Here is a 24,291-nt window from a genome sequence, read left to right as displayed (position 1 = left end):
CCCATGTCCGCCCAGCCCGCCGACGCTTCGCCCTCGACGCCGAACCCCGCCGAGGCGCGCGCTGCGCTGAAGGCGCTGATCCGGCGGCTGTCCTTTTCCGAGGGCGAAGCCAAGACGCTCGCCTCCGGCAAGACGAGCAGTTTCTACTTCGACATGAAGCGGACCATGTCGCAGCCGCAGGGGCTGGCGCTCATCGCCGACCTGATGCTCGACGAGATCCGGCCGCTGTCGCCCGACTATATCGGCGGGCTCGAGATGGGCGCGATCCCGATTCTCAACGGCGTCGCGCTGGAGAGCCATCGGCGCGGTTGCGACATCCCCACCTTCTGGATCCGCAAGAAGGCCAAGGCGCACGGTTCGCAGTCGCGCCTCGAGGGCCTCGACCTCGCCGATCTCGAGGGCAAGACCGCTGTGATGGTCGAGGACGTCACCACGACCGGCGGCTCGGTTCTGCAGGCGATCGAGGAGGCCCGCGGCAACGGCGTGACCGTCGATCACGTGGTCACCGTCGTTGATCGCGAGGAGGGCGCGGCGGACAATCTTGAGAAGGCCGGCGTCACGCTGCACGCCGTGTTCCGGGCCAGCGAGTTCAAGACGGACGGATGATCGCGGATTTCCTGGAGACGCTCGACGAAGCGGAGGCCTGGTCCAGGTCGCCGACCGCGTCGAGGGTCCGGGAAGTCGCCGATGCGGGTTTCGACGCCGCCCGCAATTCCGGCCTGGCGCCGGAGACCGCCGCGGCGTGCCGCACGCTGGCCGCGTTTCTCGAGGATCTCGCCGACCGGGTGGAGCGCCGGCGCCTGATCGAGGAGGACGACTGGCTCGGCGTTCATCGGACGCTCGCCGAGCTCATGCCGATCTTCGCCCACCAGCTCAGGGGCGCGTTCGACTGCGACCAGTTCATGCGGCAGATCAACCGCCTCAGGGACGCCATCGAGAGCCTCGATCCGCCGCGGGCGCGGCGCTGAGGCGCGTCACTCCATGCGCCGGGCGGCCTCCGGGTCGAGCACGTCGCGCAGATCGGGCGAACGCTCGATGGCGATCTTGGCGTAGGAGCAGACCGGGATGATCTTCCAGCCGCGCTCGCGGGCGTCCTCGACGGCCTGCTCGACGAGGCGGCGGGCGATGCCCTGGCCGCGCAGCTCCTCGGGCGTGTAGGTGCGCTCGATCACCATGCGGTCGCCGTTCAGCCGATAGGTGAGTTCGGATTCCGGCTCGTCGGGATAGGCGGCCACGTAGCGGCCCCCGTCGTCTTCGCGGATTTCCTTCACCTCGAGTTCCAGGGGCTTCATCGGGGCGCTCCTTCAATTGGCGTCGATGGCGTGGGCGGTCAGGGCCTCGAGCTTTACGATATCGAGGGTTCGCGCATGTGTCGCGGCCAGCTTCACCGGCGGGGCGACGCCCGCCTCGAACGCTTCCAGCCAGCGCGCCGCGCACAGGCACCAGGCGTCGCCCGGCGTGAGCCCGGGAAACCCGAAGGCCGGCTGCGGCGTGGCGAGGTCGTTGCCGCGGCTGGCGGTGAATTCGAGGAAGTCGGCGGTCATCACCGCGCAGACGGTGTGGACGCCGCGATCCTCCGGCCCGCTGCGACAGCACCCGTCGCGATAAAAACCCGCCCTCGGCTCGGATCCGCATTCGGCGAGCGGTCCGTCGAGCACGTTGCGGTCGCCGCCGCCGCCCGATCCGGTCTGGTCGAAAGGCATGGCTAGTCCGCCTCCGCCGGGGTCAGCTTGCGTTCCCGCATCTCCAGATAGGCGGGGCGGCAAGCTGCGACCACCGGCTCCAGCTCGGCGGGCAGGGCGTGCGGGCTCGGCTGCGGCGCGGCGAACCCGGTCGACGCCTCCACGCGCCTGTACCAGTATGGCGCCCAGGGGCCGTCGGTCGCGCGCCGGCCCGCCGGCCAGGACAGCATCGACTCGCGCCACGGGATGTCGAGCGCGCCGCAGACCCGTTCGAGCATGGCCGCGGGGTCGGCGAGCACGTCGCGGCCCTCGACGACGGGCCAGTCGCGCCCGGTGATCGCGGCGATCTCGTCATAAAGCGTGAGTTGGCGCTCCGCGCCGAGATCGTCGGGGCTCGCGGTCTCGCGGGTGGCGTAATAGCTCGCGGCCACCTCGGCGGGATCGCGGATCAGGAAGAGATGCCGGCAGGCCGCCGTCCACGACAGATCGAGTTCCGGCAGCATGTGCTGGCACATATGCTTCTGGAAGAACTCGGGCTCTCCGCCCGGCGCCGGTCCGGCGCAGGCCGCGGCGATCGCATCGGCGTCGGTCGGCCAGGCCGCCAGCGTCTCGGCGCGGCCGGGATGGTCGGCGCCGGTGCGCGCGAGAAACCAGCCGTAATAGGGCTCGTCCCAGACCGCGCAGCCGCCGCGCGCCTCGAAGGACCGCATCGTCGCCGTCGAGATGTTGCGCGGCCCGGACCACAGGCAGAGGCGCACCGTCGCGTCGGCCATCATCCGCACTCGCGCTCGATGCGCTCGAGATAGAGCCGCTGCAGGCGCTCGACCATCGGGCCGCGGCCCTCGGAGATCATGCGCCCGTCGATGCTGGCGACCGGGGCGAGGCCGGCGAACGTGCCCGTCACGAAGGCCTCCTCGGCGCTATAGGCTTCGGTCAGCGAGAAATTCTTCTCGAACACGGGAATGCCCGCCTCGCGGCACAGCTCGATCACGGCGCCGCGCGTGATTCCGCCGAGGCAGTAATCGCCCGTCGAGGTCCACACCTCGCCCTTCCGGACGATGAAGAAATGGGTCGAGTTGCAGGTCGCCACGAAGCCGTGCGGGTCGAGCATCAGCGCCTCGTCGGCGCCGGCCTTGGTCGCCTGGATGCAGGCGGTGATGCAATTGAGCTTGGAGTGCGAGTTGAGCTTCGGGTCCTGGACGTCGGGATAGCCGCGCCGGACATGGACGGTGAACAGGTTGAGCCCCCGCGTCGCGGTCTCCGGCTTCGGCGTCTTCCACTCGGGCGTGATCACGATCGTGGCCGGGCTGATCGTCACGCGCGGACCCTGGTAGGGCGTCGCCTTGATCCCGCGGGTGACCATCAGGCGGATATGGACGCCGTCCTCCATGCCGTTGGCGTCGAGCGTGGCGTGCAGCGCGTCGGTCAGCGCCTCGCGCGTCATGCCGATATCGAGATCGATCGCCTTGGCGCCCTCGTAGAGACGGTCGAGATGACGGTCGAGGAAGGCGATGCGGCCCTTGTGGACGCGCAGCCCCTCCCACACGCCGTCGCCGAGGATGAAGCCGGAATCGAAGACGGAGACCTTCGCCTCGTCGCGGGCGAACAGTTCGCCGTTGATCCAGATCTTCACGTCCGCGTTGCGCGGATCGTCGAGATATTCGTGGCTGCCCTTGGCCATGCTCAGTCGAACCGCGAGAAGTCGGGCTTGCGCTTCTCCATGAAGGCGGCGGCGGCCTCCTTGAACTCGTCGGAGGCCAGAAGCTCCGCGAACACCGATCCCTCGGCGATGATGCGCTCGATCAGCGGCTCCTCGGGGCGCGTCATGAGCTGCTTGGCGGCGCGGACGGCCGACGGCGCCTTGGCCGCGATCGAACCCGCCCGCGCCATCACTTCCTTTTCGAGCGAGTCGGCGGGGAAGACGTCGGTGACGAGGCCGCGCGCCAGGGCCTTCTCGGCGTCCCACATCGCGCTGTTGATCAGGAGATCGCCGGCCACGACCCGACCGAGCACGGAGGGCATCACCATGCTCGCGCCGAACTCGGGGGCGAGGCCGAGATCGACGAAGGGCGTGCGGAAGATCGCCCGGTCGGACGCGTAGGCGAGATCGCAATGCAGCAGCATCGTCGTGCCGATGCCGATCGCCAGCCCGTCGACGGCGGCGATCACCGGCATCGGCGTTTCGAGCAGGGCGCGCATGAAACGCTCGACGGGCGGAGTCTCGTCGCCGCCGATATGCGGCGGCGCCTCCATGAAGTCGCCGAGATCGTTGCCGGCGGTGAACACGCCCTCGCCGCCCGCGAAGACGCACACGCGCACGCCGGCGCCGCGCGCCGTCTCGAGCGCTTCGGCGGCGGCGTCGTACATCGCGCGGGTGAGCGCGTTCTTCTTTTCCGGCCGGTTGAAACGGATCGTGCGGACGCGATCGGCGTCGGCGACGGCGACATGCTCGGTCATGGGCGAGGCGGCTCCAGATGGCGTTCCGCCGACACGATGCGCACCGCGGCCGGATTGTCCAGACGCTCCGGGCGAGATCAGCGCGGACAGACCAGCACGTGGCTGTCGAACACGGCGCCGACGATGAGCGTATCGGCGTCGACCGCGCCGACGCTGGAGGCGTTGATCTCGCCGTCGAGCGCGGCCAACACGGTTTCGGTCTCGCCGGTGTCGGGGTTGAGCCGGATCACCTGGGACGGCGCGATGGAGGCGGCGTCGTCGGCGTGATCGAGGAAGTCGAACACGCGCGGATGGCCGCCGATCCAGAGATCGCCCTCGGGACCGGTTTCGATATTGTCCGGCCCGGTCTCCACCGAGATCCGGTCGATGCGCGTGATCGCGCCGCTGTCGGGATCGCGCTGATAGACGGTGATCCGCCGGCCGAGGAACTCGGCCACGTAGAGGCGCTCGCCGTTCGAGCCCAGCGCCACGCCGTTGGCGTAGACCAGACCGTTTGCGAGCAGGCGGCCCTGGGCGCCGTTGAAATAGGTCACGCTGGCCAGCGGCAGGCCGAGATAGGCCTCGGCCATGCTCATCACGCCCTCGGTGAAGCCGCGATCATTGGTGGCGTAGAAGGCGCGCGGACCGACGGCGAGCACGTCGTTAGGCGATTCCAGCGCGGGGTAGGCGATGGTTTCGAGATGGGAGAGGGAGCCGTCGGACCCGACCTCGAAGATCTCGACGGTATGGCCGGCGTCGGGATGATTGACGACGAACAGGCGCGCCTCGCCTTCCGGGCCGCGCCACAGGCTGATTCCGTGGGGCTGAAAGTCCGACGGCGCGTCGGTCGAGACGCGGCGCAGCGTGCCGGCGGGATCGTCGGGATCGAAGGCGTAGACGCCGTTGGCCTCGGGCGAGCCGCCGCGGCGCTCGGCTGCGGACACATAGGCCAGCCCGGTCTCGGGATCGATCGTGACGTCCTCGGTTCCCGGCGCGATCTCGAACGGTTCGCAGCCCTCGAGGCCGGTGGGCTCGAGCTCGACGAATTCGCCGGACGCCGGCAGCACGACGGCGGCCATGCGTCCCAGTCCGATGAGGATGATCACCACGAGCACGACGAAGAATTCGCGCATGTCCAGCCTCCTTGCGGCCAGCGGCCGCGCCCCGCGTTAACCATACGCGCGAAAGGCGTTTCGCTCTAGTCTTCGCGCGTGGCGAGGCGTGTCAGGGCGGCGTGGAGGATGTCGGCGTCCTCGTCGCCGAGCTCGTCGGACAGCTCCTGGTTGAGCGTGCGCAGCGTGGCGTCGGCGCGTTCGCCGGCCTGGCGGCCGGCCTCGGTCAGCTCGACGACGGCGCCGCGCCGGTCGCCCGGATCGCGGCGCTTGGTCACCAGGCCGGCCTTCGCCATGCGGTCGACCAGCCCGGTCACCGCCGGGGCCCCGAGGGCGAGCGTCTCGCCGATCGCGCCCATGCGGCGCTTGCCGCGGCGCAGCAGCAGGAACAGCACGGCGGCCTGCGACGCCGAGACGCCCGCCTCGGCGCGCAGACGCCGGTCGGCCTCGCGCTGCAGCCGGCGCGCGGCGATCTCGATCAGCAGGTAGAGGCGCCGGTCGACGGCGCGGACGCGTGCCATGGGGGCAAGACTGCGCCGATTCCTTCGGGTGTGAAAGAAGGGGCGTCTTGATGCTTCGGTCGTGCTCCCGATCCCCGTCCTTCGAGACGCCCTGTTCCCTCATGCTGAGGGCGACCCCGGACTTGGTCCGGGGGAGCGTCTCGAAGCACGAGGGAACAGGCCTCCTCAGAGCCTGCCCCGGACGTGATCCGGGGATGAAGGGATCGGGAGCGGCGCGCCCGGCCGCCGACAGGGCGCTCACCCCCTGAACCGCCACACCCGCGCCAGGCGCACGTCGCGGTCCTCGAGATCGCGCCCGGCCGGCGCGTCGTAGCGCGCCAGCGGCTCGAGGCGATCCTTCGGCAGGAAGGCGCGGCCGGGATCGCCGATCAGAACGGTCGCGCCGCGGGCGTGTAGTCCGGCCAGCCAGTCGGCGATGCGTCCGCCCGCGGGCGCCTCGTAGAACACGTCGCCGGCGAGGACGACGTCCCAGCCGCGGTCCGCGCCGACGAGGTCGGTCTCCTCGGCGGCGATCGTCACATTGTTGAGCGCGGCGTTGGCCCGGGCCGCCGCGACGGCGAAGGGGTCGATCTCGCTGGCTTCGACGCGCGCCGCGCCGGCCCTCGCCGCGGCGATCCCGGCGATGGCGCAGCCGCAGGCGAAATCGAGCGCGCGCTTTCCTCCGACGACCTCCGGGTTGTCGAGGAGGTAGCGCGCCAGCGCCTGTCCGCCCGCCCACGCGAACGCCCAGAAGGGCGGCGGCAGGCCGATGCGGCCGAGCGCCTCCTCGGTCATCTCCCAGACCGGCAGGGCCTCGTCGGCGAGATGAAAGCGCAGTTCGGGCGTCAGCGGCGCTGACCGGACGCGCGTGTTGTCATCGATGAAGCGGGCGGGATCGAGCGCCATGCGCGCGCCATCTCACGTCCCGGCCGGCGGGCCAAGCGCGAAGCGCGGCTCAGGCGGCCGCGTCGGGGACGAAGTCGAGCGCGACGCCGTTATTGCACCAGCGCTGACCCGTCGGGGGCGGGCCGTCGTCGAAGACGTGGCCCTGGTGGCCGCTGCATCGGGCGCAGTGATACTCGGTGCGCGGCGTCCACAGCCGGTAGTCGCGCTTGGTATCGAGCGCGCCTTCGATGGGCTCGTAGAAGCTCGGCCAGCCGGTGCCGGATTCGAACTTGGTCTCCGAGCGGAAGAGCGGCAGCGCGCAGCCCGCGCAGACATAGGTTCCCGCGCGGTGCTCGTCATTGAGCGGCGAGCTGCCCGCCCGCTCGGTGCCTTCCTGGCGCAGGACGCGGAATTCCTCGTCGGTCAGCCGGGCGCGCCAGTCGTTCTCGGTCAGGCTGGTCCAGTCCGTATCGCTCTCGCCCCAGTCGACGATGCGGGCGTCGGCCTCGCCGGCGGCGTTCTCCTGCGATTGCGCGCCGGGCGGACGGCCGCAGGCGAACAGGGCCAGGGCGGAGACGGTGAAGAGACGGCGGTCGATCATTCGGGGCCTCCCGGACATTGCGATCGGGACCATCCCAGATGTAAGCGCAAACCGCGCGAGCGCCACTCAACTTGCCGTGTGAGTCACGCGAGCAGGGCCGCCGAGGCGAACGAAGCGGCGAGAATAAGCCCGGTGTCTCGGTTGGCCTTGAAGGTCTTGAGGCAGGACGGCCCGTCGGCGAGATCGACGCGCAGAAGCTGGCCGAACAGGTGGGCGACATAGGCCGCGAATCCCACTGCGAAGACGAGCCCGGCGCCGGCCGCGATCGCGCTGGCGGCTACGAGGAAGGCGGCGACGAGATAGAAGCCCCACAGCGCCGGCCGGAGGCGGTCGCCGAGGGCGAGCGCGGCGGATTTCACGCCGATCAGCGCGTCGTCCTCCTTGTCCTGGCAGGCGTAGATGGTGTCGTAGCCGAGCGTCCAGAACAGGCCCGAGGCGTAGAGCAGCAGCGCGGGGAGGCCGATCTCGCCGGCGCCGGCGGCGTAGGCCACCAGCACGCCCCAGTTGAAGGTGAGCCCCAGCCAGGCCTGCGGCCACCAGGTGATGCGCTTCATGAACGGGTAGGCGGCCACGAGCCCCAGCGAGGCCAGCCCGACGCCGATCGCCAGCGGCGGCAGCTGGACGAGCACGAGAAGGCCGACGAGGCACTGGGCGACGAGAAAGCCCCAGGCGGCCTTCAGCGAGACCGTTCCGGCCGGGATCGGCCGGTCGGCGGTGCGCGCGACCTTGGCGTCGAGATCGCGGTCGACGATGTCGTTATAGGTGCAGCCCGCCCCGCGCATGGCGACCGCGCCGATCGCGAACAGCACCGCGTACCAGAGATGGATCGGCGCGAAACCGGTCTCGACGCGCGACAGCGCCAGACCCTGCCAGGCCGGCAGCCCGAGCAGCCAGTAGCCGATCGGCCGGTCGTAGCGGGCCAGACGCAGATAGGGCCGGATATGCGCCGGCGCCCGGTCGACCCAGCTGGTCGGCAGGGAGTCGGCGACTCGGCGATCCTCGGCCCGGCTCATGGGGCCACTGATAGCGGGGGCGCCGCCGCGGGAAAAGCGCGAGCGGCGGTTTTCGCGTTGGACTCCATCCGGCTCCGCCCGTTCGACCGGTCGCCCGATCCTCCGGATCGGGCTTCGCGGCCTCACCCCGCCGCGGGGGAAGGAGTGACGCCGGTTACTGAATCCCCGGCCGCGTAGCGAGCCGGGGCCTCCCGGCGATTTCTCGCACAGCGGTCCCGGATCGCGCCTTCGGCGCGTCCGGGAGTTCATGTCAGCTCAATCGCCCAACGCTGACCGGCGATGCGGATCAGCGAATCGCGATCGTCTTTGCGTTGGTGAAGGCGAAGAGGCCCTCGCGGGCGAGTTCGCGGCCATAGCCGGACTTCTTCACCCCGCCGAAGGGCAGGCGCGGGTCGGAGGCGACCATCTGGTTGACATAGGTCGAGCCGGCCTCGAGCCGGCTGGCGGCCGCTTCGATCTCGGCCTCGTCGCTCGACCATAACGACGAGCCCAGCCCGTAGGCGTGGTCGTTGGCGAGCCGGATCGCGGCGTCGAGATCGGCCGCCTTGAACATCAGCGCGACGGGGCCGAACAGCTCCTCGCGATAGCCCGGGCTCGCCGGGGGGATCTGCTCCAGCACGCCGGGCGTGACGAAGCTCAGGCGGCCCTTCTCGGGCGCGAGAACGGCCTTGCCGCCGGCCTTCACGGTGTCGTCGACCTGACCCATCAGCGTCTCGGCGGCGGTCTCGTCGACTAGGGGACCGATATCGGTGTCGGCGTGCATGGGATCGCCGACGATCTTCGCCTCGAGCGCGGCGACGAAGCGGTCGCGGAACTCCGTGTAGACGTCCTCGTGGACGATGAAGCGCTTGGCGGCGATGCAGGACTGGCCGTTGTTCTGGATGCGCGCGGCGACGCCCGTCTCGACGGCCTCGTCGAGATCGGCGCTCGGCATGACGATGAAGGCGTCCGAGCCGCCCAGCTCCAGCACGGTCGGCTTTATCGCCGCCCCGGCCTGGCGGGCCACCGCCGCGCCGGCCTTTTCCGAGCCGGTGAGCGTGACGCCGCGGATGCGGTCGTCGGCGATGACGTCGCCGGCGAGGTCCGAGCCGATCAGCAGCGACTGGAAGCAGCCCGCCTCGAAGCCCGCGCGGTGGAGCACCTGCTCGATGGCGAGCGCGCAGCGCGGCACGTTGGAGGCATGTTTCAGAACGCCGGGATTGCCCGCCATCAGGTTCGGCGCGGCGAAGCGGAAGACCTGCCAGAAGGGAAAGTTCCACGGCATGATCGCGAAGATCGGCCCGAGCGGCAGGCGCCGGACGAAGGCGCGGCCCTTGTCGCCGGCCTCGATCGGCTCGTCGGCGAGCATGTCCGCGCCCGTTTCGGCGTAATGCCGGCAGGCCCAGGCGCATTTCTCGGCTTCGGCCTTCGCCTGGGCGAGCGGCTTGCCCATCTCCGCGGTCATCATCCGGCCGAAGGCCTCGGCCTCGGATTCCAGGATGTCGGCGGCCCTGATCAGCCGCTCGGCGCGGCCGTCCAGGCCGTACTCGCCGAGCCGCCGTATGGCGCGTTCGGCGCGGGCGAGCGCCGAATCGATCTCGGCCTCGTCGTGGGCTTCGAAGGTTTCGAGCTCCTCGCCGGTGGCGGGATTGATCGAGCGGATCGTCATGGGCGGATCTCCTGGCGCGGCGGCCGGACGGTAACGCGCCCGCCCCGGCCTTGTTTCCCCGGCGCGCGCGAGCGGCTAAAGCAGGCGCGATGACCGTCGAGCCGAGACTCTATGTCGACGCGCCGCTCGAGTCCGGCGCCGAGATCGCGCTGCCGCGCGAGGCCGCGCACTATCTCGTCAACGTCATGCGCCGCGCGCCCGGCGACGGCGTGCGCGTGTTCAACGGCCGCGACGGCGAATGGCGCGCCGAAGTCGCGGAGGCCTCGAAACGCGCCGCGACGCTGGCGGTCGGCGAGCGGCTGCGCGAACAAGCCCCGCCGCCCGATCTCGAGCTTGTCTTCGCGCCGGTGAAGCGCGCGCGCACCGATTTCATCGTGGAGAAGGCCACCGAGCTGGGCGTGCGCGCGATCACCCCGGTGATGACAAGGCGGACGATCGCCGAGCGCGTGCGCACCGACCGCCTGGCCGCGATCGCCCGCGAGGCCGCCGAGCAGACCGAACGCCTCGACCTGCCCGAGGTGCGCGAACCGGTGAGCCTCGACCGCCTGCTCGACGGCTGGGATGCGGACCGGCGGCTCGTCTTCTGCGACGAGGCGGGAGACGACGAAGACGCGCCCTGGGGCGGCGAGACGGGCCGCGCCCGGCCGATGCTGGAGGCGTTGCTCGACCACCGCGAAGGGTTTGCTCCCCCGCTTGCGGGGGAGCTGTCGGCGAAGCCGACTGAGGGGGGAGGGAGTCAGGTTGCAGCTTCGGCGGGAGCAGGAGAAAACGCTCCAGGCGGCGAGACGCGATCTGATCCCGATCGCTTCGCGGTCACGCAGGACGGTTTGATCGAGGAGCGCCATACGCCGACTCCCTCCCCCTTGGGGGAGGGCAGGGGTGGGGGGCGGCCGGAGCCTTCGACGAAGGCGCTTGCCGCGGCGCGCCGCATGCGCGGAGAGCCGACCGAGGCCGAACAGAAGCTCTGGACGATCCTGAAATCGCTGAAGCAGCCGGGGCGACATTTCCGCCGGCAGGCCGCGATCGGCCCGTACGTCGCGGACTTCGCCTGCCTCTCGGAGAAGCTGATCGTGGAGGCCGACGGCGGCGGACACGGCGGCGCCCGGGACGCCGAGCGCGACGCGTGGTTCGAGGCGAACGGCTATCGCGTGCTGCGGATCTGGAATAATGAAGTGCTGGAGAATCCGGAAGGGGTCTTCGAGACAATTCGCGGGGTGCTGGAAGGCCACCCCACCCCGACCCTCCCCTCAAGGGGAGGGAGTCAGGGCGCGGCCATGACGGGCGAATTCGTGGAATCGCAGAGCGCAGACGCGCCTTCCTCCCCCTCGGGGGGTGAGGCCGCAAAGCCCGATCCGGGGGATCGGGCGACCGGCCGAACGAGTGGGGGGTATGACCCCGGAAAATGGGCCGTCCTGATCGGCCCGGAGGGCGGGTTCGATCCCGAAGAGCGCGCGCGGTTGCGCGAATGCGGCTCCGTCGTCCCGGTCACGCTCGGGCCCCGCATCCTGCGCGCCGACACCGCCGCGGTCGCCGCATTGACGCTGTGGCAGGCCGCGCTCGGCGACTGGAGCTGACGTCACGGGGACGTGACGGGAATATCGGCAAGCTTGCCGCTCGCGCCGCGAGTTCATAAGTGTGCGGCCTCGGCACGCGGGCGGAGGCCTCACGCGATCCCATGAGCGGCACGTACAACGCCGGCGGCGAAGGCGCCCGCATCGAATCCCGGTCCCAGCTGATCGACCATCTCGCCTCGGGCGAGAAACCGCGCGAGGCCTGGCGCATCGGCACCGAGCACGAGAAGTTCGGCTTCACGCTCGACGGTCATCGCCCGCTGCCCTACGAGGGCGAGGGCCCGTCCGTGCGCAAGATGCTCGAGGGCCTCACCCGATTCGGCTGGACGACGATCGAGGAGGCCGGCAAGCCGGTCGCGCTCAAACGCGACGGCGGCTCGATCACGCTCGAGCCCGGCGGCCAGTTCGAGCTCTCGGGCGCGCCCCTGGAAAGCCTTCACGAGACCTGCAACGAGGTGAACCGCCATCTGCGCGAGGTGCGCGAGGTCGCCGAGGAGATCGGGGCGGGCTTTCTCGGGCTCGGCTTCTCGCCGAAATGGTCGCTCGAAGAGACCCCGCTCATGCCCAAGGCGCGTTACGACATCATGCGCGCCTACATGCCGAAGGTGGGCGCGCTCGGCCACCAGATGATGTTCCGCTCGTGCACGGTCCAGGTGAATCTCGACTTCGCCAGCGAGGCCGACATGGCGCGGAAATTCCGCGTCTCCCAGGCGCTGCAGCCGATCGCCACGGCGCTGTTCGCCAACTCGCCCTTCGCCGACGGAAAGCCCAACGGCTTTTTGTCCTACCGCGCCCATGTCTGGACCGACACCGACCCCGACCGGACGGGCAATCTCGGCTTCGTCTTCGACGACGGCTTCGGCTACGAGCGCTATGTCGACTGGGCGCTCGACGCGCCGATGTATTTCGTCAAGCGCGAGGGCCGCTTCCTCGACGCCTCCGGCCAGTCCTTCCGCGATTTCCTGAAGGGCGCGCTGCCCGCGCTGCCGGGCGAGTTGCCGACGGTGTCGGACTGGGAGGATCATCTCTCCACGCTCTTCCCCGAGGTGCGGCTCAAGACCTTCCTCGAACAGCGCGGCGCCGACGGCGGCCCCTGGGGCCGGCTGTGCGCCTTGCCCGCGCTGTGGACGGGCCTCTTGTACGACGACGCCGCGCTGGCCGCCGCCGAAGCGTATGTGAAGGACTGGACGCTGGAGGAAGTCGAGGCGCTGCGCCGCGGCGTCGCGCGCACCGCGATGAAGACGAGGTTCCGCGGCCGCACGGTCCAGGACGTCGCCAGGGACGTCCTCGCCATCGCCCGCGACGGGCTCAAGGCGCGCGGCCGGCTCAACGCCCACGGCGAGCACGAGGCGGTCTTCCTCGACGATCTCGACGAAATCGCCGCCTCCGGCGTCAGCCCCGCCGAGCGCCTGCTCGAGCGCTATCGCACCGTCTGGGGCGAAAGCGTCGAGCCGGTGTTCGAGGAGGAGGCGTATTAGGGGTTACGGGTCCGCCTCTCGATCTGACGAGGCGGCTGCACCCCACCCCATCCCTCCCCTCAAGGGGAGGGAGCCGGGTCGCGCCCGGCGGCGCATGATGAGCTTCCTGGCTGATCGCAGCGCCTCCCTCCCCCGCCTGCGGGGGAGGGTCGGGGTGGGGGTGTTCCGGAGCGCCCGGCGTCCGCGTCTCTGATCGCCATCGGCTTTTGGAATTTCGCCGTCCCCTCGTCATTCCCGCGAAGGCGGGAACCCAGAAATGACAGGATGCCGACCTTGGCGACTCTCGTTCTCTGGCTCCCCGACGGCCTGCGGCCTCGGGGATGACGAAGGATGATCAAGAGCGCGACCTCGCCCCCGCTTGGCTCGCCGCCCCCCGCATGCTCTAGTGCGCGCCGACACGAAAACGACACGCGGGGCCGCCGCGACGATCAAGAGGGGGAGAGGTCTTGACCGACACCACGGCGACGCCGGCCGAGGGCCGGCCGCAGGGGCTTCAGGACACCAGTTTCTTCGGCCATCCCAAGGGGCTGGCCATCCTGTTCCTGACCGAGATGTGGGAGCGCTTTTCCTATTACGGGATGCGCGGCCTGCTCATCCTGTATCTCACCGAGCACTTCCTGTTCTCCGACGAGCGCTCGAACCTGATGTACGGGGCGTATATCGCGCTCGTCTACGTCATGACGATCGTCGGCGGCACGCTGGCCGACCGCTATCTCGGCCAGAGAAAGGCGGTCACCTTCGGGGCGATATTGCTCGTGCTCGGCCACGGCATGATGGCCTTCGAGGGCGCGGGCTCCCGCGAGATCATGACCTATGAGGGCGCCGAGTACGAACTCACGCGCGACGGGCGCGGCGGCGACGCCCAGCCCCTGATCGTGGCCGGCGAGGCGCAGTCCGAGATCAGCTATGTCGACGGCGGGCAGACGCTCGTCGTCGCCGATCCCGCCGCGGTGGGCCTGCCCGCCGAGGTGAACCTGGCCGACACCGAGCGGCGCATCGAGCAGCAGGACCTCTACGTCAACATTCTCTACCTGGCGCTGGCGCTGATCATCGCCGGGGTGGGCTTCCTCAAGGCGAATATCTCCACCATCGTCGGAGAACTCTACGCATTGGGGGATCCCAAACGCGATTCCGGGTTCACGATCTTCTACATGGGGATCAATCTGGGCTCGCTGCTGAGCTATCTCACCATCGCCTGGATCGGTATCGTCTACGGCTGGAAGTACGGCTTCGGGCTGGCGGGCATCGGCATGGTGCTCGGCCTGATCACCTTCTGGGTTTTCCAGGGCTGGCTCGAGGGCAAGGCCGATCCGCCCGACCCGGAGAAGCTGAAGAAGAAGGTGTTCGGCCCGATCAATGTCGAGGTCGCCTGCTATCTCGCCGGTCTGGTCATCATCGGCGTGGCCATGACCGCCGTCGCGCTGCCGCAATATGTCGGCGGCATTCTCGGCCCGCTCGGCGCGATCATGCTGATCGTGCTGCTGGGCTACGCGGTGTTCTTCTGCAAGGGCGAGGAGCGCGGCCAGATGGTCGCGGCGACCTATTTCATCGTCGCCCAGATTCCGTTCTGGGCGCTGTTCGAGCAGGCCGGCGGCTCGCTCAACCTGTTCACCGACCGGCTGGTCGACCGCTCCGTGTTCGGCATGCAGGTGCCCGCGCCGGTGTTCCAGGCGGCCAACCCGTTCTTCATCATCACGCTGGCGCCGATCTTCGCGTGGATGTGGGTGGCGCTGGCCAAGCGCAAGGCCAATCCGTCGACGCCGGTGAAGTTCGCGCTGGGCGTGTTCATGGCCGGGCTGGGCTTCTGGGCGCTCGTGGGCGGCATCCAGCTGTCCGGCGCGGCGCTGGTGCCGGTCTACTTCATCTTCCTCATCTATCTCATCCACACGCTGGGCGAGCTGATGCTCTCCCCGGTCGGGCTGTCGGCGGTGACCAAGCTCGCCCCGGCGCGCGTGGTGGGCATGTCGATGGGGGCGTGGTTCCTCTATTCGGGCCTGTCGAACTTCCTCGCCGGCGTCATCGGCGCGGCGACGGGCGCCGACACGATCGGCGGCCAGCTCACCGACCCCGAGGCGGCCAAGGCGACCTACGCCGAGGTCTATTCGAACGTGGGCATGGTCGCGATGGGCGTCGCGCTGGGCATGCTGATCCTCGCCCCGCTCATCAAGAAGATGATGGGCTCGGCGGCCAGGGAGATGGTCCCGCATCCGCGCGAGACCGAGGCCGGCGGCCCGTCGATGGACAAGGACTCCGACGCGCCCTAGGCGGCGCTTGGCCTCAAAAGGAAACGGCCGCGTCCTTATCGGGCGCGGCCGTTCTGATTCAGAGCCCGCCTTCAGCCGTGGCGGCGTCCGCAGGACTGGTCCTCGGGCCCGTCGATCTGGAACACGCCTTCCTCGTAATCGACGACGATGCGCGATCCCGCGAGCTGGTCGAGGCCGAGGATGAGCGCCGGCCGTCCCGACCAGCCCATGGCGTTGAAGATGTAGAGATCGGATTCGAGCGCCCAGGCCCGCCGGGCGCACCAGCCGCCGACCTCGATATCGGTGAGCGGGACGGCGCGGCGCGAATCGTCCGTCCGCCCCTGGACCCCGTTTATGGTGACCGTGATCGGACGGTCGACGCCGTAGGCCCGCTCGGCCAGCGTCGGATTGACGAGCGTGGTGGGCGAGCCGGTGTCGATGAGCACCTGGACCGGGTCGCGCACGCCGGGCATCCGCGTCTCGGCCACCAGCACCCGCCGCTCGGGCGGAATGCGCCCGTCGATGCGCTCGGGCGGGCCGGCGTCGAGATCGAGCGTCAGCTCCTCCAGGTCGTACTCGACCGTCAGCCCGTCGAAGAAATCCGTGCCGAGCAGGCCGAACGCGCTCAGCGTCGTGTCCGGCGCCACATCGATCACCACGGCGTCGACGGCGCGGGTCAAGTCGGCCACGGCGATCTCGACGGGATGGCGATCCGCCTCGATCTGCTGGGTGAGGGCGTCGACATCGTCGCGCCGCTCCAGCCCGGGATCGTATCCGAGCTTCATCGCGAGCGGTTCGGCGATCGCGGTGTGGCTGGCGGCGGTGTCGGGCAGGAAGCGCAGCGGCACGGATCCGTTGATCCGGGCCTCGACGGCGAGATGGCCGCTCTCGGTCTCCTCGAGGGTCAGGCGGTCGGCGTGAGCATCGCCTCCGGTCATCAGACCGGCGGCGATCGCTGCTGCGCCGATGCCGGCGAGGCGCATCCCGTCTCCTCCACTGTCGTCCCCGTGGAGAGTTTTCCACACGGCGCCGGCGGCGTCACATTACGACTTGGTGAGGCGGGGCGAGCGCGGTCCTAGCCCGCGCCGCCGACGGTGAGGCCGTTGATCTTCAGCGTCGGCTGGCCGACGCCGACCGGCACGCCCTGGCCGCCCTTGCCGCACGTGCCCACGCCGGGATCCATCGCGAAGTCGTTTCCGACCATCGAGATCCTCGTGAGCGCCGTCGGGCCGTCGCCGATCAGGGTCGCGCCCTTTATCGGCTCCTGCACCTTCCCGCCGCGCACGCGATAGGCCTCGGTGCAGCGGAACACGAACTTGCCCGAGGTGATGTCGACCTGGCCGCCGCCGAAATTCTTCGCGTAGATCCCGTCCTCCAGGCTTTCGAGGATCTCGCCGGGATCGGACTCGCCGGCGGTCATGATCGTGTTGGTCATGCGCGGCATCGGCGGATGGGCGTAGCTTTCGCGCCGACCGTTGCCGGTCGGCTCGGCGCCCATCAGGCGCGCGTTCTGCCGATCCTGCATGTAGCCCACGAGCACGCCGTCCTCGATCAGCGTGGTCCGGCGCGTGGGCGTGCCCTCGTCGTCGATGGTGAGCGAGCCGCGGCGCTCGCTCATCGTCCCGTCGTCGACGACGGTGACGCCCTTCGACGCGACCTGTTCGCCGACGCGGCCGGCGAAGGCGCTCGTGCCCTTGCGGTTGAAGTCGCCTTCCAGCCCGTGACCGACGGCCTCGTGCAGCAACACGGCGGGCCAGCCGGCGCCGAGCACGACCTCCCATTCGCCCGCGGGCGCGTCGACGGCCTCGAGATTGACCTTGGCCACCCGGAGCGCCTCGTCGGCGAGGTCCTTCCAGCTGTCGGCGGCGAGCCAGCGCTCGAAGGCGGCGCGTCCGCCCGCGCCGGCCGAGCCGCTCTCGCGGCGGCCGTCGCGCTCGCAGGTCACCGAGACGTTCAGCCGGACCAGCGGGCGCACATCGGCGCGGATCTCGCCGTCGGCCCGGACGATGCCGATGACCCGCCGGGAGCCCGCGATCGAGCAGCCGACCTGGACGACCTCAGGGTCCCTGGACCGCAGATAGGCGTCGATCTCGCCGAGCAGCTTCGCCTTGGCCTCGAAGCCGGGGCTCTCGACCACCTCGATGTCGTCATAGAGCTTGACGTTGGTGCCCTCCGGGGGCGGCGCCATCACCGCGTCGCGGCCCTTGCGGGCGGCCGCGGCGGTTTCGCCGGCGCGCTTGAGCGCGGCCAGGCTGGGATCGCTCGAATGGGCGAAGCCGGACGTCTCGCCGAACACGCCGCGCAGGCCGAAGCCGCGCTCGGAGTCGAAGTTGGCGACCTTCAGCCGGCCGTCGTCGAAGGCCAGCGATTCCGAGGTCGCCGTCTCCAGGAACAGCTCGCCGTCATCGGCGCCGAGCAGCGAATCGCCGAGCACGCGCACAGCATCGTCGGCGTCGAACTCGAAGGCGGCGAAGGGATCGGCGGTCATGCAGGGGCTCCGTCGGCGGCGTCCATCCGCCAAGACATAGCCACTCGTCCCCGCCGATGCGAGGCCCGGCGATCAGGGGGCGCAGCGCTCGGAGCGCGGCTACGCGGCGCCGCCGTCGGGCTGATGTCTCAGGAAGCGCGCCGGCTGGGCCTGGATCAGCTCGTTGTCCGGCGCGAGTTCGGCGGCCTGGACATAGGCCTCGTAGGCCGCGTCGTAGCGATCGAGATGTTCGTGGGCGACGCCGAGATTGAACCACGCCCAGTGGGCGGCCTCGACATCGAGCGCGAGCGCCTGGCGCGCCGCCTCGACGGCGGCCTGGCGGCTGCCCGTCGCGATCAGCGCCGCGGAGAGATTGAGGTGGGCCTCGCCGAGTTCGGGAGCGAGGCGGACCGCGTCCTCGAGATCGAATCGCGCATTGCGCGAATCACCGCGGTTGAGCGCGATGACGGCGCGGTCGACGAGCACGCGGGCGCGCATCGCCTGGTCCATGTCGCTGCTGCGCAGCAGAAAATCACAGGCGCCCAGGGCGCGGCCGGTTTCGGCGCCGGCGCTCGCGCCCTGTTCGCACTCCTCCAGCGCATCGTTGAAGGCTGGGCCGCTTGCGGCCTGGGCGTTGGCGTCGCCCGAAAGAAACAAAGCGCAAGCGCTGGCGAGCAGCGTGGCCATTATCAACCCGATCGCCCCGCCCATAGCGGCCTGCGCGATCGCGCTCACGGTCGCATTCCTGCGCTCTACATTCTGCATAGACGCCCCCTCATCCATTTCCCCCTGAGCCAAAACGCTAACAAAGTCCTAACGCCGCCGCCACAACCCTCGCGCGGCGTTATCTGAAAAATCCTTGGCGCTTGCGACAAAAAGGCGCTTTAACCGCCCTGACACCGCGTCGGCCGGGTTCTATATTCCGCCGCGCTCGGCAGGGTCCGCCCTGCGTTGTACAAGCCAGACTCTCGGGGGAGCCATGCGTGTTCACGCCGCTCTAGGAGCACTCGTTTCGCTATTCCTTCTCGGCGCCGGCGCCGCGTCCGCATCGGTGACCGGGGCGCCGGTCGACGGCCAGATGGGCCTGCAGGACGCCGCCACGCCGGTGATGGAGAACATCACCGAATTCCACACCCTGCTTCTGTGGATCATCGGCGCGATCTCGCTGTTCGTGCTCGCCCTGCTGCTGTGGGTGATGATCCGCTACAACGAGAAGGCCAATCCTGAGCCGAAGAAGTTCAGCCACAACACGCTGATCGAGGTGGTCTGGACGGCGGTTCCGGTGCTGATCCTGGTGGTGATCGCCGTGCCGTCCTTCCGGCTTCTCTACTATCAGGACGTGATCCCCGAATCGGATTTCACCATCAAGGTCACGGGCAACCAGTGGAACTGGACCTACGAGTATCCCGACCACGGCGGCTTCCAGTACATCGCCAACATGGTCGCCGACGAGGACATCGGCGAGGGTCAGCTCCGCAACCTGTCGACCGATCTGCCGGTGGTCGTGCCCGCCGATTCGACGGTGCGCGTCGAGGTGACCGCGTCGGACGTCATCCACAACTGGGCGATGCCGGCCTTCGGCATCAAGATGGACGCGATCCCGGGCCGGCTGAACGAGACCTGGTTCGAGGTCGGCGACGAGGATGTCGGCGTCTATTACGGCCAGTGCTCGGAGCTGTGCGGCCTGCGGCACGCCTTCATGCCCATCGAGGTTCACGTCGTCCCGCAACCGGTCTTCGACGAATGGGTCGAGGCCGCCAACGAGGATCCGTACGAGGCGCCGCAAGTGCTGGCCGCCTATTACGACGAACAGCGCGGCGCCGCGGCGCTCGCGTCGGCCCGGTAAGGGAGAGATTGCATCATGGCTGAAGCCGCTGCGAACCACGATCACGCGCCCAGCGTCTGGAACTGGAAGCGGTGGGTCTATTCGACCAACCACAAGGACATCGGCACGATGTACCTGATCTTCGCGATCATCGCGGGGATCATCGGCGGCGCGATGTCCGGCCTGATCCGCTGGGAGCTGGCCGAGCCGGGCCTGCAGGTCTTCAACAACGAGACCCAGCTGTTCGGCATGCTGCTCGGCAACGAGCACGACTACAACGTCATCACCACCATGCACGGCCTGATCATGATCTTCTTCATGGTCATGCCCGCGATGATCGGCGGCTTCGGCAACTGGTTCGTGCCGCTGATGATCGGCGCGCCGGACATGGCGTTCCCGCGCATGAACAACATCTCGTTCTGGCTGCTGCCGGCGTCGTTCACGCTGGCGCTGATCTCCATGTTCGTGCCGGGCACGGGCGCGGAGAACGGCTTCGGCGGGGGCTGGGTGCTCTATCCGCCGCTGTCGACGAGCGGCCATAACGGGCCGGCGTTCGACCTCCTGATCCTGTCGCTGCACATCGCCGGCGTCAGCTCGATCCTCGGCGCGATCAACTTCATCACCACGATCTTCAACATGCGCGCGCCGGGCATGACGATCCACAAGATGCCGCTGTTCGTGTGGTCGATCCTGGTGACCACCTTCCTGCTGCTGCTGGCGCTGCCGGTGCTGGCGGGCGCGCTGACCATGCTGCTCACCGACCGGAATTTCGGCACGACCTTCTTCGACCCGGCCGGCGGCGGCGACCCGGTGATGTACCAGCACCTGTTCTGGTTCTTCGGCCACCCCGAGGTCTACATCCTGATCCTGCCGGGCTTCGGCATGATCAGCCACATCGTGTCGACCTTCTCCAGGAAGCCCATCTTCGGCTATCTCGGCATGGCCTACGCGATGGTCGCGATCGGCTTCATCGGCTTCATCGTGTGGGCCCACCACATGTACACGGTCGGGCTGAACGTGAACCTGAAGGCCTATTTCGTGGCCGCGACGATGATCATCGCGGTACCCACGGGCATCAAGATCTTCTCCTGGATCGCGACCATGTGGGGCGGCTCGATCTCGTTCCGCACGCCGATGATGTGGGCGATCGGGTTCATCTTCCTGTTCACGATCGGCGGCGTGACCGGCGTCGTGCTGGCCAACGCCGGCGTCGACCAGTCGCTGCACGACACCTACTACGTGGTGGCGCACTTCCACTACGTGCTGAGCCTCGGCGCGGTGTTCTCGATCTTCGCGGGCTTCTACTACTGGTTCGAGAAGATCTTCGGGGTGAAGTACAACTCCGTCCTCGCGCGCACGCAGTTCTTCTTCTTCTTCGTGGGCGCGAACGTGATCTTCTTCCCGCAGCACTTCCTGGGCCTGGCGGGCATGCCGCGGCGCTATGTCGACTACGCCGACGGCTTCGCCTTCTGGAACCAGGTCTCCTCCTGGGGCTACGTGATCATGGCCGTGGGCATGCTGATCTTCTTCGCCCTGCTCATCGAGGCGGCCGTCCGGCGTCGTCCGGCGGAAGCCAATCCGTGGGGCGAGGGCGCCACGACGCTGGAGTGGACGCTGTCCTCGCCGCCGCCCTTCCACCAGTTCAACGAGCTGCCGAAGATCAAGTAGGCGGGTCGTCGAACGCGACAGAGGATCCGAGGTGACCGGATCGTCCATCGATATCGCCCCGGGCGGCGCCGCGAACGCGGCGTCGCCTCGCGATTATTTCGACCTGCTCAAGCCGCGGGTGATGACGCTCGTCGTCTTTACCGCGCTGGCGGGGCTGGTCGCCGCTCCGGGATCCATCCACCCGATCTCGGCGGCGATCGCGCTGCTGTGCATCGCTGCGGGCGCGGGTGCGGCCGGCGCGCTCAACATGGCCTACGACGCCGATATCGACGCGCGCATGCGCCGGACCCGGCGCCGCCCGGTGCCGCGCGGGGCGGTCCCCGCCAGCGAGGCTTATGCGCTGGGCGTCGTGCTGTCGCTGATGTCGACGCTGCTGCTGGCGCTGGCGACCAACTATGTCGCGGCCGGGCTGCTGGCCTTCTCGATCGTGTTCTACGCCGTGGTCTACACGGTCTGGCTCAAGCGCCGCACGCCGCAGAACATCGTCATCGGCGGCGCGGCCGGCGCCTTCCCGCCGATGATCGGCTGGGCCGCGGCGACGGGATCGATCTCGATCGACGCCGTCCTGCTGTTCGCGATCATCTTCCTGTGGACGCCGCCGCACTCCTGGGCGCTCGCGCTCTACAAGTCGGGCGACTACGCCGCGGCCGGCGTGCCGATGATGCCCGTGGCGAAGGGGGCGAAGTCCACCCGCATCCAGATCCTCCTCTACACGCTGCTCTATCTCGCCGCGACGGCGGGCCCGCTCCTCACCGGGCTCGGCGGCGCGATCTACGCCGTCGCCGCGATCGGCGGAGGCGCGCTCTTCCTGCTGCTGGCGACGCGGGTCTTCCTGTCGCGCGCCGGCGACGAGGCTGCGGCCGAGGACGAACTCTACGCCGTGCGCGCCGGCGACCGGGCGGCGCGCGACCTGTTCGCCTACTCGATCGCGCATCTCGCGCTCCTGTTCGCGGCGCTGCTCGTCGAGCACGGCGCCGGCGTCGGCGGAGGCCTGATCGGATGACGGAGCGCGAGCCGGAGCCCGCCGCCGAGACCGAGACGGTCAAGCTCACCGAGGCCGAGAAGCGCGCGCGGGGGCGGCGCAACCAGGTGATCGCCTGGTCGCTCGTCGGCTTCATCGTGCTCGTCTTTGTCGTCACGGTGGTGCGGCTGAGCGCCAACATCGCCAGCGGAGGCTGAGGTGAAGCGTTTCCTTCCCAAAGACCCCAATGTCCGGATTCTCGCGATCTGCGTGACGGTCGTGGGATCGATGGTCGCGGCCGCCTACGCCGCGGTGCCGCTCTACGACCTGTTCTGCCGGGTCACCGGCTATGGCGGAACGACCCAGGTCGCCGCAGCCGAATCGCGCGACGTGCTCGATCGCACCGTGACCGTGCGGTTCGACGCCTCGAACAGTCGCGATTTTCCGTGGGAGTTCGAGCCGGTCCAGCGCGAGATGGAGCTTCGCGTCGGCGAGACCGGGCTGGCCTATTACCGCGCGACCAACCCGACCGACCGCACGATCACTGGCACGGCCACCTACAACGTGTCGCCGTTCAAGGCCGCGCCGTACTTCTCGAAGATCGAGTGCTTCTGCTTCACCGCCCAGACGCTCGGTCCGGGCGAATCAATGGACATGCCGGTGATGTTCTTCGTCGATCCCGAGATGGATGCGGAGGACCGGCTCGACGACGTGCGCACGATCACGCTGTCCTACACCTTCTGGGAGGCCGAGGACGGCGCGTCGCGCACTGCGCAGGCGCAGGCGACGGAGGATCGTTCGTAGGCGGACCGGGCTGCGCTCTCGCGGCGCAGCGTCGACCGTTGCGACGCCGTGAGGCGGGAGCTATAGCTGCAGGCTGACCCGCCCGGGGAAGGGACTTTTCAGGAGAAGAGCATGGCTGGCGGAGCCGTCAAACACGATTACCACCTCGTCGACCCGAGTCCGTGGCCGTTCGTCGGCTCGGTCGGAGCGTTCGTTCTCGCTTTCGGCTTGGTCGTCTTCATGAAGGGCCTGTCCGGCGGCGACGGCGCGCTGGGCGCGATCCTCGGCCAGGGGTCGCCTTACGTGCTGATCCTCGGCGGGCTGATCGTCGCCTACACGATGATCGGCTGGTGGGGCGACGTCATCAAGGAAGCCAACCAGGGCGATCATACCCCGGTGGTCGATATCGGCCTGCGCTACGGGATGATCCTGTTCATTCTGTCCGAGGTGATGTTCTTCGTCGCCTGGTTCTGGGTGTTCTTCGAAGCCGCGCTGTTCCACGAAGCCCGCGCCGGCGCGAGCTGGACCGGCGAGGCGATCGGGGTGGACTTCTCCGGCTGGGAGACCTGGCCGCCGCCGGGCATCGAGACGTTCGATCCCTTCCACCTGCCGCTCATCAATACGATGATCCTGCTGCTGTCGGGCACGACGGTGACGTGGGCGCACCACGCGCTGCAGCACGGCGACCGCAAGGGCGCCAAGCTGGGCCTGCTGATCACGATCCTGCTCGGCGTCACCTTCAGCTGCGTGCAGGCCTACGAGTACGCCCACGCCCACTTCAGCTTCGGCGGCAATCTTTACGGCGCGTCCTTCTTCATGGCGACCGGCTTCCACGGCGCGCACGTGATCATCGGGACGATCTTCCTGACCGTATGTCTGCTGCGTCTGCTCGCCGGCGGATTCACGCCGCAGAAGCATTTCGGCTTCGAGGCGGCGGCCTGGTACTGGCACTTCGTCGACGTCGTGTGGCTGTTCCTGTTCGCCTTCGTCTACGTCGCTTTCGCGGGGCCCGGCCACTAGCCGATGACCGATGTGAACCCCTTCTTCGCCGGTTTGCGCGGACGCTGTCCGCGCTGCGGGGAAGGGCCGCTCTTCGACGGCTTTCTGGAGATCGCCGACGAGTGCGAGGCCTGCGGGCTGGACTTTTCCAGGGAGGACGCCGGCGACGGTCCGGCCGTCTTCATCATGTTCCTGGTGGGCTTCATCGTGGTGCCGCTGGCGCTTGCACTGGAGCTCGCCGTCGCGCCGCCGATCTGGGTTCACCTCCTGCTCTGGCTGCCGCTGGCCACCGCGCTGTGCCTGCTCTTTCTGCGCCCGTTCAAGGCGACGCTGTTCGCGCTGCAGTACAAGCATGACGCCGAAGAGGCGCGCCTCGACGAGGACCCGGACCGCTAGCGCGTCCGGATCGAATCCCGGTC

25 protein-coding genes and 2 pseudogenes are annotated in these 24,291 nt (G+C 69.1%); 13 read left to right on the top strand and 14 right to left on the bottom strand.

Annotation, left to right across the window (positions count from 1 at the left end):
• Positions 1–3: 3 nt before the first annotated feature.
• Both pyrE and DDZ18_RS08455 read left to right on the top strand, forming a co-directional pair.
• Positions 4–606, top strand: a complete 603-nt coding sequence (gene pyrE / locus DDZ18_RS08460; protein WP_109252911.1) for an orotate phosphoribosyltransferase — start codon at positions 4–6, stop codon at positions 604–606.
• Positions 603–968, top strand: coding sequence for a hypothetical protein (locus tag DDZ18_RS08455; protein WP_109252910.1), 366 nt, complete (start codon positions 603–605; stop codon positions 966–968). Before pyrE ends, DDZ18_RS08455 begins: the two co-directional genes overlap by 4 nt.
• Before the next feature lie 6 nt (positions 969–974).
• Here the strand turns inward: DDZ18_RS08455 and DDZ18_RS08450 are convergent, their stop codons facing one another.
• The 11 genes from DDZ18_RS08450 to DDZ18_RS08400 all read right to left on the bottom strand — a co-directional run bounded on the left by DDZ18_RS08450 (position 975) and on the right by DDZ18_RS08400 (position 9,877).
• Positions 975–1,292: a GNAT family N-acetyltransferase gene (locus DDZ18_RS08450; protein WP_109252909.1), complete on the bottom strand. Its 318-nt coding sequence runs from the start codon at positions 1,290–1,292 to the stop codon at positions 975–977.
• 12 nt (positions 1,293–1,304) lie between these two features.
• The gene (locus DDZ18_RS08445) at positions 1,305–1,703 is read right to left on the bottom strand and encodes a DUF2237 family protein (protein WP_109252908.1); all 399 of its coding nucleotides are present in this window, start codon (positions 1,701–1,703) and stop codon (positions 1,305–1,307) included.
• A 2-nt stretch (positions 1,704–1,705) separates the two neighbouring features.
• Positions 1,706–2,455 carry a sulfotransferase-like domain-containing protein gene (locus DDZ18_RS08440; protein WP_109252907.1) on the bottom strand — a complete coding sequence of 250 codons (750 nt, stop codon included), beginning with the start codon at positions 2,453–2,455 and terminating at the stop codon, positions 1,706–1,708.
• Positions 2,455–3,363 carry an aminotransferase class IV gene (locus DDZ18_RS08435; RefSeq protein WP_109252906.1) on the bottom strand — a complete coding sequence of 303 codons (909 nt, stop codon included), beginning with the start codon at positions 3,361–3,363 and terminating at the stop codon, positions 2,455–2,457. Before DDZ18_RS08435 ends, DDZ18_RS08440 begins: the two co-directional genes overlap by 1 nt.
• A gap of 2 nt (positions 3,364–3,365) precedes the next feature.
• Positions 3,366–4,139 carry an enoyl-CoA hydratase-related protein gene (locus DDZ18_RS08430; protein WP_109252905.1) on the bottom strand — a complete coding sequence of 258 codons (774 nt, stop codon included), beginning with the start codon at positions 4,137–4,139 and terminating at the stop codon, positions 3,366–3,368.
• Between the two features lie 77 nt (positions 4,140–4,216).
• Entirely contained in the window at positions 4,217–5,251 is a 1,035-nt protein-coding gene (locus tag DDZ18_RS08425) for a strictosidine synthase family protein (protein WP_109252904.1), read from the bottom strand.
• Between the two features lie 65 nt (positions 5,252–5,316).
• Positions 5,317–5,751 (bottom strand): MarR family winged helix-turn-helix transcriptional regulator, encoded by a 435-nt coding sequence (locus DDZ18_RS08420; protein ID WP_109252903.1) that lies wholly within the window; start codon positions 5,749–5,751, stop codon positions 5,317–5,319.
• 237 nt (positions 5,752–5,988) lie between these two features.
• On the bottom strand, positions 5,989–6,636 hold the full coding sequence (locus tag DDZ18_RS08415; RefSeq protein ID WP_109252902.1) for a class I SAM-dependent methyltransferase: 648 nt from the start codon (positions 6,634–6,636) through the stop codon (positions 5,989–5,991).
• 49 nt (positions 6,637–6,685) lie between these two features.
• Positions 6,686–7,216 (bottom strand): peptide-methionine (R)-S-oxide reductase MsrB, encoded by a 531-nt coding sequence (gene msrB, locus DDZ18_RS08410; RefSeq protein ID WP_109252901.1) that lies wholly within the window; start codon positions 7,214–7,216, stop codon positions 6,686–6,688.
• Positions 7,217–7,299: 83 nt separating this feature from the next.
• The gene (gene ubiA / locus DDZ18_RS08405) at positions 7,300–8,229 is read right to left on the bottom strand and encodes a 4-hydroxybenzoate octaprenyltransferase (protein ID WP_109252900.1); all 930 of its coding nucleotides are present in this window, start codon (positions 8,227–8,229) and stop codon (positions 7,300–7,302) included.
• 286 nt (positions 8,230–8,515) lie between these two features.
• A complete protein-coding gene (locus DDZ18_RS08400) occupies positions 8,516–9,877 on the bottom strand; it encodes an NAD-dependent succinate-semialdehyde dehydrogenase (RefSeq protein ID WP_109252899.1) in 1,362 nt (453 codons plus the stop codon).
• 89 nt (positions 9,878–9,966) lie between these two features.
• Here DDZ18_RS08400 and DDZ18_RS14125 point away from each other — a divergent pair.
• The 4 genes and pseudogenes from DDZ18_RS14125 to DDZ18_RS08385 form a co-directional block, all read left to right on the top strand.
• Positions 9,967–11,085, top strand: a pseudogene (locus DDZ18_RS14125) (16S rRNA (uracil(1498)-N(3))-methyltransferase); the annotation flags it as partial.
• Positions 11,086–11,271: 186 nt separating this feature from the next.
• Positions 11,272–11,451 (top strand): annotated as a pseudogene (locus DDZ18_RS14295) (RsmE family RNA methyltransferase); the annotation flags it as partial.
• 101 nt (positions 11,452–11,552) lie between these two features.
• On the top strand, positions 11,553–12,926 hold the full coding sequence (locus tag DDZ18_RS08390; RefSeq protein WP_109252897.1) for a glutamate--cysteine ligase: 1,374 nt from the start codon (positions 11,553–11,555) through the stop codon (positions 12,924–12,926).
• Positions 12,927–13,372: 446 nt separating this feature from the next.
• On the top strand, positions 13,373–15,190 hold the full coding sequence (locus DDZ18_RS08385; RefSeq protein WP_233245770.1) for a peptide MFS transporter: 1,818 nt from the start codon (positions 13,373–13,375) through the stop codon (positions 15,188–15,190).
• Positions 15,191–15,261: 71 nt separating this feature from the next.
• Here the strand turns inward: DDZ18_RS08385 and DDZ18_RS08380 are convergent, their stop codons facing one another.
• From DDZ18_RS08380 to DDZ18_RS08370, 3 genes are all read right to left on the bottom strand, one after another.
• On the bottom strand, positions 15,262–16,152 hold the full coding sequence (locus DDZ18_RS08380; RefSeq protein WP_109252896.1) for an aspartyl protease family protein: 891 nt from the start codon (positions 16,150–16,152) through the stop codon (positions 15,262–15,264).
• A 92-nt stretch (positions 16,153–16,244) separates the two neighbouring features.
• Positions 16,245–17,657 carry a metalloprotease TldD gene (gene tldD / locus DDZ18_RS08375; RefSeq protein WP_109252895.1) on the bottom strand — a complete coding sequence of 471 codons (1,413 nt, stop codon included), beginning with the start codon at positions 17,655–17,657 and terminating at the stop codon, positions 16,245–16,247.
• Positions 17,658–17,756: 99 nt separating this feature from the next.
• Positions 17,757–18,371, bottom strand: coding sequence for a tetratricopeptide repeat protein (locus DDZ18_RS08370; protein WP_158272109.1), 615 nt, complete (start codon positions 18,369–18,371; stop codon positions 17,757–17,759).
• A gap of 244 nt (positions 18,372–18,615) precedes the next feature.
• Between DDZ18_RS08370 and coxB the strand changes: the two genes are divergently transcribed.
• The 7 genes from coxB (at position 18,616) to DDZ18_RS08335 (ending at position 24,268) form a co-directional block, all read left to right on the top strand.
• On the top strand, positions 18,616–19,482 hold the full coding sequence (gene coxB / locus DDZ18_RS08365) for a cytochrome c oxidase subunit II (protein WP_109252893.1): 867 nt from the start codon (positions 18,616–18,618) through the stop codon (positions 19,480–19,482).
• Positions 19,483–19,497: 15 nt separating this feature from the next.
• Complete coding sequence (ctaD, locus tag DDZ18_RS08360) at positions 19,498–21,129, top strand: cytochrome c oxidase subunit I (protein ID WP_109252892.1); 1,632 nt, start codon at positions 19,498–19,500, stop codon at positions 21,127–21,129.
• A gap of 31 nt (positions 21,130–21,160) precedes the next feature.
• A complete protein-coding gene (locus tag DDZ18_RS08355; RefSeq protein ID WP_109252891.1) occupies positions 21,161–22,132 on the top strand; it encodes a heme o synthase in 972 nt (323 codons plus the stop codon).
• Positions 22,129–22,308 (top strand): protoheme IX farnesyltransferase, encoded by a 180-nt coding sequence (locus DDZ18_RS08350; protein WP_109252890.1) that lies wholly within the window; start codon positions 22,129–22,131, stop codon positions 22,306–22,308. Before DDZ18_RS08355 ends, DDZ18_RS08350 begins: the two co-directional genes overlap by 4 nt.
• Position 22,309: 1 nt before the next feature.
• Entirely contained in the window at positions 22,310–22,894 is a 585-nt protein-coding gene (locus DDZ18_RS08345; RefSeq protein ID WP_109252889.1) for a cytochrome c oxidase assembly protein, read from the top strand.
• Between the two features lie 111 nt (positions 22,895–23,005).
• A complete protein-coding gene (locus tag DDZ18_RS08340; RefSeq protein ID WP_109252888.1) occupies positions 23,006–23,893 on the top strand; it encodes a cytochrome c oxidase subunit 3 in 888 nt (295 codons plus the stop codon).
• A 3-nt stretch (positions 23,894–23,896) separates the two neighbouring features.
• Positions 23,897–24,268: a DUF983 domain-containing protein gene (locus tag DDZ18_RS08335; protein WP_109252887.1), complete on the top strand. Its 372-nt coding sequence runs from the start codon at positions 23,897–23,899 to the stop codon at positions 24,266–24,268.
• Positions 24,269–24,291: the final 23 nt, after the last annotated feature.

The sequence above is a fragment of the Marinicauda salina genome (assembly GCF_003122085.1).
GTDB lineage: Bacteria > Pseudomonadota > Alphaproteobacteria > Caulobacterales > Maricaulaceae > Maricicauda_A > Maricicauda_A salina.
This window is presented reverse-complemented; position numbering and strand designations above follow the sequence as displayed.